This window comes from Rahnella sp. PD12R (assembly GCF_019200965.1).
Taxonomy (GTDB): domain Bacteria; phylum Pseudomonadota; class Gammaproteobacteria; order Enterobacterales; family Enterobacteriaceae; genus Rahnella; species Rahnella laticis.
Genome location: NZ_JAHTMS010000019.1, coordinates 37855 through 47797, shown reverse-complemented (window position 1 = coordinate 47797; position 9943 = coordinate 37855). Strand labels below are relative to the sequence as shown.

Sequence of the window (9943 nt, the reverse complement as noted above, 5' to 3'; positions counted from 1 at the left end):
AGGCTGCTCCACCCCGCGTCCGTCACTACTTGGTACTGCTTTACATCATCACAGAATCCGAACTGAACATCGTTATGCATCAGTCTCGAATTGGTTGCGGGGGCCGGATTTGAACCGACGACCTTCGGGTTATGAGCCCGACGAGCTACCAGGCTGCTCCACCCCGCGTCCGTCACTACTTGGTACTGCTTTACATCATCACAGAATCCGAACTGAACATCGTTATGCATCAGTCTCGAATTGGTTGCGGGGGCCGGATTTGAACCGACGACCTTCGGGTTATGAGCCCGACGAGCTACCAGGCTGCTCCACCCCGCGTCCGTGATACTGCTTTATTACATCGAACAATTCAACTGAGCATTTCATACATCGAAATCGAATTGGTTGCGGGGGCCGGATTTGAACCGACGACCTTCGGGTTATGAGCCCGACGAGCTACCAGGCTGCTCCACCCCGCGTCCGATGGAGGCGAACTATACTCCCCATGAGATTTCGTGCAACCCTTTTTTGAATTTATTCAAATAAAGCACCAAGTTGCTGGGTTTTTGTCCACAAAATCGTCGTTTGGGGTGCAATTTGGCTCAGTACACTTTTTTATACTGTGGCAATTCCTTTCTGATATCCCGTTTGTTATCGTTTCGCCAGTCATTTCCCTGAAAGTAAGAGAGCGCGGCAACAATGAAAGGACGTTGGAGTAAGTATCTGCTGAGTGGTCTGGTGATTGCAGTGTTGGCGGGCTGTTCCTCGCGGCCGACTGACCGGGGCCAGCAGTATAAAGATGGCCGTCTGGACAACGCGCTGGAATACGTGAATGAGCCGAATGCCACAGGGAAACCGGTCAACGCGCTGGATTATTCAAATCAGGTTGCTGCCGTACAAATCGCGTCTTCCTCTTTATATGGCAGAAATAACACGACGTTTCAGGCCGTGGAGCAATGGCTTCGCTCCGGAGCCGATACCCGTAACCTGAGTCAGTACGGCCTCAGCGCCTATCAGATGGAAGGTGCCGATAACTTTGGTAACGTGCAGCTGACCGGCTATTACACGCCGGTTGTGCAGGCGCGCTATACCCGTCAGGGCGAATTCCAGTATCCGCTTTACCGTATGCCGCCAAAACGTGGTCGCCTGCCGGATCGCGCCTCTATTTACTCCGGTGCGCTGAGCGACAATTACGTAGTCGCCTGGACCAATTCCCTGATGGATAACTTCATGATGGAAGTGCAGGGCAGCGGTTATGTGGATTACGGCGACGGGCGTCCTTATATGTTCTTTGGTTATGCGGGCAAAAATGGTCACGCCTACCGCAGCATTGGCAAGGTGCTTATCGACCGTGGCGAAGTGGCGCGCGAAAATATGTCGATGCAGGCCATCCGCCAGTGGGCTGATACTCACTCTGCGGCTGAAGTGCGTGAGCTGCTGGAACAAAACCCGTCATTTGTCTTCTTTAAACCTGAACCTTTTGCGCCGGTTCGCGGTGCCAGCGGTGTTCCGCTGATTGCCAAAGCCTCGGTGGCTTCTGACCGTTCGCTTATTCCGGCAGGCACCACGCTGCTGGCAGAAGTGCCTGAACTTAATGATAAAGGTAAGTTTACTGGTAAATATCATATGCGTCTGATGGTTGCGCTGGACGTTGGTGGCGCGATTAAAGGACAACATTTCGATATGTATCAGGGGATTGGTACGGATGCCGGGCATGCAGCAGGATTTTATAATCACTACGGGCGCGTCTGGGTGTTAAAATCAGCGCAGAACGGCAAACCGCTGTTCACCGCTTATTCACAATCAAATTAAGTTTTCAGACGCACTGAGGTTTATCGTTCATGACAGCAACATACTCCGACGCTTATCAGCAACGCTTTGGCGGTACTGCTCGCCTTTATGGTCAGCAGGCGCTGGAGTTTTTCTCGCAGGCCCACGTCTGTGTGATTGGTATTGGTGGGGTGGGTTCCTGGGCGGCGGAAGCGCTGGCGAGAACTGGCATTGGCGCTATTACGCTGATTGATATGGATGATGTGTGCGTCACCAATACCAACCGGCAGGTTCATGCATTGCGGGAAAACGTCGGGCAGGCCAAAACAGAAATTATGGCGCAGCGTATTCTGGCGATTAATCCGGAGTGCAATGTGACCTGCATCGACGATTTCATTACGCCAGACAATGTCGCTGAAATGCTCGACAAAGGTTTCAGCTACGTCATTGATGCTATTGACAGCGTGCGTCCGAAAGCGGCTTTGCTGGCGTACTGTCGCCGCTTTAAAATTCCTGTCGTCACAACGGGCGGTGCCGGTGGGCAGATTGATCCGACGCAAATTGCTGTCGTCGATCTGGCAAAAACCATTCAGGATCCGCTGGCTGCGAAACTGCGCGAACGTCTGAAAAATGATTTTAATGTCATGAAAAATAGCAAAGGGAAGCTGGGCATTGATTGTGTATTTTCCAGCGAACCGCTGATGTATCCGCAGGCGGATGGATCGGTATGTACGTCACGCGCGACGGCGGAAGGACCGAAACGTATGGATTGTGCTTCCGGATTTGGTGCTGCGACCATGGTTACCGCCACATTCGGTTTTGTCGCGGTTTCCCATGTCCTTAAAAAGATGATGGCGAAAGCTCAGCGTCAGGCTCAGGCGGCCTGACGGGCGAGGGCGATTACGCCTTCTGCCAGCGCATTCAGCCCGCTGGAACGGCTGGTGCTCAGTTGTTCGCGCAAACATAATACGTCAAACAGCGCCAGCGGATCCCGCTTCAGGATTTCCGCTGGCGTTTTGCCTTCAACGGCCGTCAGTAATACGGCCAGCAACCCTTTCACGATCCGTCCTTCGCTGTCGCCATAGAAATGCATTGTTCCGTTTTCTGCCTTTTCGGCACCCAGCCAGACCCGGTTTTCGCAGCCTGATAATTCATTTTCAGGTGTTTTGAGCGAAACATCGAGCGGCGGCAGGGATTTCGCGAGCAGGATTAACTGGCGGTAGCGATCTTCCCACTGACGGAATGAAGCAAATTTTTCAGTCAGGGACGTTTCAGTGATTTCATGCCCGAAAGGGTGTGGGGCTAACATGGCTTTCCTCGGTGTAAATTAATCTGCTAACAGCGTCAGGGCGTATTTTACCGCCGCGACCAGCCGCGATACGTCATTTTCGTTATTATACGGTGCAAATGAGGCACGCAATGTTCCGCTGATGCCCATCGCCTCCATTAACGGCTGCGCGCAATGCTGTCCTGCGCGAAGTGCGATCCCCTGTTCAGCCAGCAGTGTCACCAGATCGCTGTGATGCACACCGGCGATATCAAAAGATAAAATCGATGAGTTTTGCGAACGGAAGCTGCGGAAACCTGCAAGTTCTGCAAGCTGTTGCTCTGCGAGCGTCGCGAGGTGCTGCGCATAAATTTCGGCTGCTGGCATATCGACAGTTTCCAGCCACTTCAGCGCCGCTGACAGGCCGATAACGCCTGCAATATTCGGCGTGCCTGCTTCAAAACGATGCGGAACGGTCTGAGGCGTAAAACCGGTCATCGACGCCTGCGTCAGCATTTTTCCGCCACCTTGCCACGGCTGCATATCTTCCAGCAGCGCCGTTTTGCCATAGAGCACGCCAATGCCGGTCGGGCCGTAGAGTTTGTGGCCGGAGAAGGCATAGAAATCAATGTCCAGAGCCTGCATGTCTGCCGGGCAATGCACCGCGCCCTGCGCACCATCAATAAAGACCGGTGTTCCGTTGGTATGGGCGAGTTCGACAGCGCGGGTCAGATCCGGCGCGCCTCCTGTGACATTCGACATCTGCCCCAATGCCAGCAGGCGGCTTTTTGAATTCAGAATGGCCGGAAGGGCGGAGATATCCGGCAAACCCTGCTCATCAATGGGCAGCGTGACGACGCGCGCCTGGCATTGTTCCGCCACAATCAGCCACGGGATCAGGTTTGCATGATGTTCCGCCTGGCTGACAATAATCTCATCGCCCGGTTGTAATTGCGGGCGCAGCCAGCCTTGCGAAACCAGATTGACGGACTCCGTCGTGCCGCGCGTCCAGATAATATCTTCTGAGCGGGGCGCGTTAATCCACTGCGCAACCCGTTTTCTGGCCTGCTCATATTCTTCTGTCAGCGTTTGCGCTGCGCGGTGCTGGCTGCGGTGAACCGTCGCGCCTTCCTGCATATAAAAATTCAGGGTTGCGTCAATCACCGCCTGAGGCCGGAGCGCCGTCGCAGCGCTGTCGAGATAGCATTGCCCTTGTGACAGCGCGGGAAATTGTTGACGAAAATCAGCAGGTTTAAAGTCTTTCATACGAAATCAGATCCTTCGGCCTGAATGAAAAAGTACAGATTTATCTGTTACACAAGCCACTTATTCATTTTAGGAATGGTTACCTGGAAATTTATCAGAGGTTTGTTATGCTGAATTACGATGACTAGAAGCATTAGCCTGGGGTTTTCCCAGGATTTTAAAGCATTTTAATCTGCAAGGAGTCTATGATGAAGAAGATCGCCGCCGTAATTTCAGCTGCACTGCTGACAACAACACTTGCCGCCTGTTCAAGCAATTATGTGATGCACACCAACGATGGCCGGACCATTGTTGCTGAAGGCAAACCAAGCACCGACAGTGATACCGGTATGATCAGTTATACCGATGCGTATGGCAACAAGCAGCAGATCAATAAATCTGAAGTCAAAGAAATGGCAGAAGGGAACTGATCCCTCCGGTGAGACCCTGACGGGCACTCACTCAGATGCTTTATGACAAAACCGGCCCCTCTTGCGACGTGGCCGGTTTTGTCACATTATGCGCAGCATAAAACGTGGCCTGCGGTGAAATTTGGGCAAAAAAAAGCACCGCAAATTGCGGTGCTGAAAAATCACTTTGGACAGACAGGGTAATGTACAGGAAGTGAAAAGTTTGTAGCATTCAAGCTACGTGTCCGGATTGCCAGACAATTGCAAACACAACATCACAACCACAAGCCAAAAGTATTTCAGCATCCTCATACCAATCTACTTTTCGTTCCGGCTCAGGAAGTGGCGCCACTATAGGTTTTTGCCTGTACATCCTCAACGGACAAATTATAATGTCTCGGATTAAAAAAACTAATATCAAAACCCACGGACAGGCGCTCCGCTTACCGGCGAATAAGAAGTATCCATTCTATGTCAAAACGTTTACCGCCTCTTAATTCTCTGCGGGTGTTTGATGCCGCAGCGCGCCACCTTAGTTTTACTAAAGCGGCTGAGGAATTGTTCGTCACACAGGCCGCCGTTAGCCACCAGATTAAGTCACTTGAGGACTTTTTAGGGCTAAAACTGTTTCGCCGGCGCAACCGGTCATTGTTACTGACCGAAGAAGGGCAGAGTTATTATCTGGATATCAAAGAGATATTCTCGGCCCTGAATGAGGCCACGCGCAAACTTCAGGCGCGGAGCGCGAAAGGCGCGCTGACCGTCAGTTTGCCGCCAAGCTTTGCGATTCAATGGCTGGTGCCGAGATTGTCTGGCTTTAACTCAGCTTATCCGGGCATCGATGTGCGTATCCAGGCTGTGGACCGCGAAGAGGACAAATTGTCCGACGACGTGGACGTGGCGATTTTCCACGGGCGTGGTAACTGGCCGGGTCTGCGGGCGGAACGTTTATATGCCGAATATTTACTCCCGGTTTGTTCCCCGTCTTTACTGATGGGCGATAATCCGCTGAAAGAACCGGCAGATTTGAGTCATCATACGTTATTACACGATGCCTCGCGCCGTGACTGGCTGGCCTATACCAAACAGCTTGGGTTGCAGCAGGTGAATGTTCAGCAGGGGCCGATTTTCAGCCACAGTGCAATGGTCGTTCAGGCGGCGGTTCACGGGCAGGGAATTGCGCTGGTGAATAATGTGATGGCGCAGACGGAAATTGAGGCCGGACGTCTCGTGTGTCCGTTCAGTGAAGTTTTAATCAGTAAAAATGCTTTTTATCTGGTTTGTCATGACAGTCAGGCAGAACTGGGTAAAATAGCCGCCTTTCGTCAGTGGATCCTCGCCCGCGCAGCCAGCGAGCAGGAAAAACTGCGTTTTCGTTTCGATCAGGCGTGATGCCTGAGTCTGGGGAAGGTTTTCCTGAACAGGCTGACAAAGCTGATAATTCGCGGCTTTATCAGCACACAACGATAACAGGTAACGCATAATGACCAGTCGTTCAATGTTGATCTTTGCCGCGATCAGCGGTTTTGTTTATGTCGCATTTGGCGCATTCGGCGCACACGTCCTGAGCCAGTCGCTCGGCGAAGCGGAAATGGCATGGATCCATACCGGCTTAACGTATCAAAGTATTCACACGCTGGCGGTGATGATTTTAGGTGTTGCGATGCAGCGCCAGCGTAATGTGTGGTTCTACTGGAGCAGCGCCTTTCTAGCGCTGGGAACCGTTTTATTCAGCGGCAGCCTTTATTGCCTGGCGCTGTCTCATCTCCGGTTATTCGTTTTTGTAACTCCGATTGGCGGTACCTTATTTCTGGTCGGTTGGATTTTGTTGTTGATCGGCGCACTGCGCCTGAAGAAAAAGGCCGAACGCCATGAATAAAGTTGCTCTCTACTGCCGTCAGGGTTTTGAAAAAGAATGCGCAGCAGAAATTACCGACAAAGCCGCGAAGATGGAAATCTTCGGTTTTGCCCGCGTAAAAGAAAACAGCGGTTATGTGCTGTTTGAATGTTATCAGCCGGATGACGCTGACCGTATTGCAAAAAATCTGCCTTTCCGCGAGCTGATTTTTGCCCGTCAGCTGATTGTCGTCGGCGAACTGTTGAAAGATTTACCGCCGGAGGATCGCGTTTCGCCGATCGTCGGTATGGTGCAGAACGTCATTACCAATGGTGGCGAACTGCGCGTTGAAGTGCCTGACACCAACGAAAGCAAAGAGCTGACCAAATTCTGCCGTAAGCTGACTGTTCCGCTGCGTTCTGCGATGCGCGAGTGCCGCGTGCTGGGTAAGAAAGAAAATGCCCTGCGCCCGGTCGTTCACGTGTTCTTTATCGCGCCAGGTTGCTGCTATGTAGGCTATTCCTACAGCAATAATAATTCCCCGTTCTACATGGGTATTCCGCGTCTGAAGTTCCCGTCCGAAGCGCCGAGCCGTTCAACGCTGAAACTGGAAGAAGCGTTTCACGTGTTTATTCCGGCCGACGAGTGGGATGAGCGTCTGGCGAGCGGGATGTATGCGGTCGATCTGGGCGCGTGCCCGGGCGGCTGGACGTATCAGCTGACCCAGCGCAGCATGATGGTGACGGCGATTGATAACGGCCCGATGGCACCGAGCCTGATGGAAACCGGTCAGGTCATCCATTTACGTGAAGATGGTTTCCGCTACAAATCCACCAGCACCAAAAACTACTGGCTGGTTTGCGACATGGTAGAAAAACCGGCGAAAGTAGCCGCGCTGATGTGTGACTGGCTGGTGAACGGCTGGTGTCGCGAGGCGATTTTCAACCTGAAGTTGCCGATGAAGAAGCGTTATGAAGAAGTGTCTAACATTCTTGAACGCATTGATGAGCGCCTGAAGGAAAACGGCGTGAACGCGGAGATCTTCGCCAAGCAGCTTTATCACGACCGCGAAGAAGTGACCGTACATATCCGCCGTTTCTGGTCGGCAATTGGTGGGCGTCGCGACGAGCGCGACCGCTGATACTTTCGATCATTGAGTCTGTTAATGAGGCGCTTCTCTTCGGAGAGCGCCTTTTTTAATGCAAAATTCAGGGTAAGCGCAGTTGCTGTAAATTGCCATCCAGCGCGAGATCGGTTTGCAGCGTGGAAACCCGTTTACAGGCATAAGCCAGCTCACGGTGTTCTTCCAGCTTTTTGCGCCATTTCTCCGGAACACCTTCCAGATTGTGGTAAAGCTCGTCCAGCGAGCCGGTCTGCGTCAGCAATGTCACCGCTGTTTTCGGCCCGATTCCCGGCACGCCCGGAATTTTACTGCTGCTGATCCCCGCCAGACCCCAGTAATCGGTAAGTTGCTGAGGCAAAACGCCAAAGGTTTCGCGCACGAAAGGCATGTCCAGCCAGCGTTTCTGGAAATAATCGCGGATTTGCACGTTCGGCGCCAGCAACTGGCAGTAACCTTTGTCTGTCGACACAATCGTGACCTGATGCCCGCCGGAAGAGACTTTTGCCGCCAGTGTGGCAGCCAGATCGTCCGCCTCATTTCCGGCGGAATGCCAGCAGGTGATGCCCATCGCGGCAAAACCCGCTTTCAGTTCCGGCATCTCCGCAAACAGGTTGTCCGGCATCGGGGAGCGTCCGGCTTTGTAATCCGGCAGACACTGATGACGCCAGCTGTCGGCGCGATCGTCTTCATCGAAAACCGCAACGGCATGTGTCGCCTGTGTGTGCTGAACGAGCTGTCTGGCGGCATTTTGGCAGGTGAGAAGACAAGGAGAACCCTGGACCGCGTGAATGCGGCGGATCAGGTTGAGGGCATCAATAATCAGCAGGTGTATTGCCATAAGCGGGTCATCAAAATCCATAAAATCAGAGCGACTTACGTCGCTCCGGGAACTGTTTCAGAAATGCAGCCTGAACGGTGTCAGGCGCAGATTTCATAACAAGGAATGTACGCGCTGCCCGGCAATTTCATGCGGTGCTGTGCGACAAAGCCCTGCAACAGACTGTCCATTTTTTTCATCAATGCCGGGTCGCCGTGCAGCTTGAAACGCCCGTGCTTTTCGATAGCGTGAATACCGAATTCTTTCACGTTACCGGCCACAATCCCGGAGAAGGCGCGACGCAGTGCGGCGGCCAGTTCCTGTGGTGGCTGGTTCGGATACAGATTCAGGTTCGCCATGTTTTCGTGATTTGGCTCAAACGGATGTTGCAGGTCCGGCGCAATACGGATTGACCAGTTGAAGCTGTAAGCATCCCCACTGTTTCGGCGGTTTTCTTTCACCAGCGGCATGGCGCGTTTCATCTGGCGCGCGACTTCGGTCGGATCGTCTACGATGATGGTGTAGAACTTAGCGGCTTCTTCACCCAGCGTGTCTTTGATAAAAGCATCCAGAACGAGGAAATAATCCGCGCTTTCTTTTGGCCCGGTCAGGATCAGTGGCAGAACCTGATCGCTGTTTTCCGGATCCATCAAAATGCCCAGCAGATACAACAGCTCTTCCGCCGTGCCTACGCCGCCCGGGAAGATGATGATCCCGTGAGCGATACGCACGAAAGCTTCCAGCCGTTTTTCGATATCCGGCATGATGATCAGTTCATTGACCAGCGGATTCGGTGGCTCAGCCGCGATGATAGAAGGCTCGGTCATTCCGATAAAACGACCGGCTTTATAACGCTGCTGCGCGTGGCCGACGGCGGCACCTTTCATCGGTGCTTCCATTGCACCCGGACCACAGCCGGTACAAATGTTCAGTTCGCGCAAACCCAGCTGGCTGCCGACGTTGCGGGCATACTGGTATTCATTTTCATTAATGGAATGACCGCCCCAGCACACCACCATGTTTGGATCTTCATCCAGATGAAGCGCGCGGGCGTTGCGTAAAATCGAGAACACCATATTGGTGAGATGGGCTGAATTCCCGCTGTTGAAATTCTCAAAGCGCGAATTGCTGGAAATCTGGGCATTCACGAACAGGATGTCGCGCAGGACGGCGAACAGGTTAGCCTGCAATGAACGGATAATCCGGCCATCAACAAAGGCATCTTCCGGTGGATTCACCAGTTCAAGTTTCACGCCACGCTCTCTGCGCAGCACGTTGATATCAAAACTTTCGAAACGTTCGAGGAGTTCTTTACTGCTGTCAGTCTGGCTGCCGCTGTTGAGAACGGCCAGTGAACAGTTGCGGAAAAGACGGTATAAGTCGCTGCTCGCGGTTCGCTTGAGCATGTCGACTTCCAACTGCGACAACAAATCCATTGAGCCCAACGGGCTGATATGTGTAATCAAAGTTGCTCCTTGACACCAAATGGTGCTGT

General features: G+C 52.8%; 10 protein-coding genes and 3 tRNA genes. 6 read left to right on the top strand and 7 right to left on the bottom strand.

Annotation, left to right across the window (positions count from 1 at the left end; all coding sequences use genetic code 11):
* Window positions 1-91: 91 nt before the first annotated feature.
* From KWG64_RS24395 to KWG64_RS24385, 3 genes are all read right to left on the bottom strand, one after another.
* Window positions 92-168 (bottom strand) — tRNA-Met (locus KWG64_RS24395).
* A 73-nt stretch (window positions 169-241) separates the two neighbouring features.
* Window positions 242-318, bottom strand: a tRNA-Met gene (locus KWG64_RS24390).
* 63 nt (window positions 319-381) lie between these two features.
* Window positions 382-458 (bottom strand) — tRNA-Met (locus KWG64_RS24385).
* 220 nt (window positions 459-678) lie between these two features.
* Between KWG64_RS24385 and mltA the strand changes: the two genes are divergently transcribed.
* Both mltA and tcdA read left to right on the top strand, forming a co-directional pair.
* Complete coding sequence (gene mltA, locus KWG64_RS24380; RefSeq protein WP_195815749.1) at window positions 679-1791, top strand: murein transglycosylase A; 1113 nt, start codon at window positions 679-681, stop codon at window positions 1789-1791.
* Window positions 1792-1820: 29 nt separating this feature from the next.
* Window positions 1821-2636 carry a tRNA cyclic N6-threonylcarbamoyladenosine(37) synthase TcdA gene (gene tcdA, locus KWG64_RS24375; protein WP_218523388.1) on the top strand — a complete coding sequence of 272 codons (816 nt, stop codon included), beginning with the start codon at window positions 1821-1823 and terminating at the stop codon, window positions 2634-2636.
* Here the strand turns inward: tcdA and csdE are convergent.
* Together csdE and csdA are read right to left on the bottom strand one after the other, a co-directional pair.
* Entirely contained in the window at window positions 2624-3058 is a 435-nt protein-coding gene (gene csdE, locus KWG64_RS24370) for a cysteine desulfurase sulfur acceptor subunit CsdE (protein ID WP_218523387.1), read from the bottom strand. The two genes, tcdA and csdE, sit on opposite strands and share 13 nt — an antisense overlap.
* A gap of 18 nt (window positions 3059-3076) precedes the next feature.
* The gene (csdA, locus tag KWG64_RS24365) at window positions 3077-4282 is read right to left on the bottom strand and encodes a cysteine desulfurase CsdA (protein ID WP_218523386.1); all 1206 of its coding nucleotides are present in this window, start codon (window positions 4280-4282) and stop codon (window positions 3077-3079) included.
* 188 nt (window positions 4283-4470) lie between these two features.
* Here csdA and KWG64_RS24360 point away from each other — a divergent pair, with 188 nt between their 5' ends.
* The 4 genes from KWG64_RS24360 (at window position 4471) to rlmM (ending at window position 7649) form a co-directional block, all read left to right on the top strand.
* Window positions 4471-4692, top strand: coding sequence for a YgdI/YgdR family lipoprotein (locus tag KWG64_RS24360; RefSeq protein WP_104924609.1), 222 nt, complete (start codon window positions 4471-4473; stop codon window positions 4690-4692).
* A 450-nt stretch (window positions 4693-5142) separates the two neighbouring features.
* Window positions 5143-6063 carry a transcriptional regulator GcvA gene (locus KWG64_RS24355; protein WP_101079234.1) on the top strand — a complete coding sequence of 307 codons (921 nt, stop codon included), beginning with the start codon at window positions 5143-5145 and terminating at the stop codon, window positions 6061-6063.
* A gap of 91 nt (window positions 6064-6154) precedes the next feature.
* Complete coding sequence (locus KWG64_RS24350) at window positions 6155-6550, top strand: DUF423 domain-containing protein (protein WP_152326511.1); 396 nt, start codon at window positions 6155-6157, stop codon at window positions 6548-6550.
* Entirely contained in the window at window positions 6543-7649 is a 1107-nt protein-coding gene (gene rlmM, locus KWG64_RS24345) for a 23S rRNA (cytidine(2498)-2'-O)-methyltransferase RlmM (RefSeq protein WP_101079232.1), read from the top strand. The genes KWG64_RS24350 and rlmM overlap by 8 nt, the downstream gene beginning before the upstream one ends.
* 67 nt (window positions 7650-7716) lie before the next feature.
* Here the strand turns inward: rlmM and xni are convergent, their stop codons facing one another.
* Window positions 7717-8469, bottom strand: a complete 753-nt coding sequence (gene xni / locus KWG64_RS24340) for a flap endonuclease Xni (protein ID WP_195825523.1) — start codon at window positions 8467-8469, stop codon at window positions 7717-7719.
* Window positions 8470-8549: 80 nt separating this feature from the next.
* Window positions 8550-9914 (bottom strand): nucleotide 5'-monophosphate nucleosidase PpnN, encoded by a 1365-nt coding sequence (gene ppnN, locus KWG64_RS24335; protein WP_152326513.1) that lies wholly within the window; start codon window positions 9912-9914, stop codon window positions 8550-8552.
* Window positions 9915-9943: the final 29 nt, after the last annotated feature.

What these genes read in the sequence shown, in the direction of transcription:
- mltA (WP_195815749.1), top strand. Translation starts at nt 679, where the DNA reads ATGAAAGGACGTTGGAGTAAGTATCTGCTGAGTGGTCTGGTGATTGCA.
- KWG64_RS24355 (WP_101079234.1), top strand. Translation starts at nt 5,143, where the DNA reads ATGTCAAAACGTTTACCGCCTCTTAATTCTCTGCGGGTGTTTGATGCC.
- KWG64_RS24350 (WP_152326511.1), top strand. Translation starts at nt 6,155, where the DNA reads ATGACCAGTCGTTCAATGTTGATCTTTGCCGCGATCAGCGGTTTTGTT.
- KWG64_RS24360 (WP_104924609.1), top strand. Translation starts at nt 4,471, where the DNA reads ATGAAGAAGATCGCCGCCGTAATTTCAGCTGCACTGCTGACAACAACA.
- csdA (WP_218523386.1), bottom strand. Translation starts at nt 4,282, where the DNA reads ATGAAAGACTTTAAACCTGCTGATTTTCGTCAACAATTTCCCGCGCTG.
- rlmM (WP_101079232.1), top strand. Translation starts at nt 6,543, where the DNA reads ATGAATAAAGTTGCTCTCTACTGCCGTCAGGGTTTTGAAAAAGAATGC.
- xni (WP_195825523.1), bottom strand. Translation starts at nt 8,469, where the DNA reads ATGGCAATACACCTGCTGATTATTGATGCCCTCAACCTGATCCGCCGC.
- tcdA (WP_218523388.1), top strand. Translation starts at nt 1,821, where the DNA reads ATGACAGCAACATACTCCGACGCTTATCAGCAACGCTTTGGCGGTACT.
- csdE (WP_218523387.1), bottom strand. Translation starts at nt 3,058, where the DNA reads ATGTTAGCCCCACACCCTTTCGGGCATGAAATCACTGAAACGTCCCTG.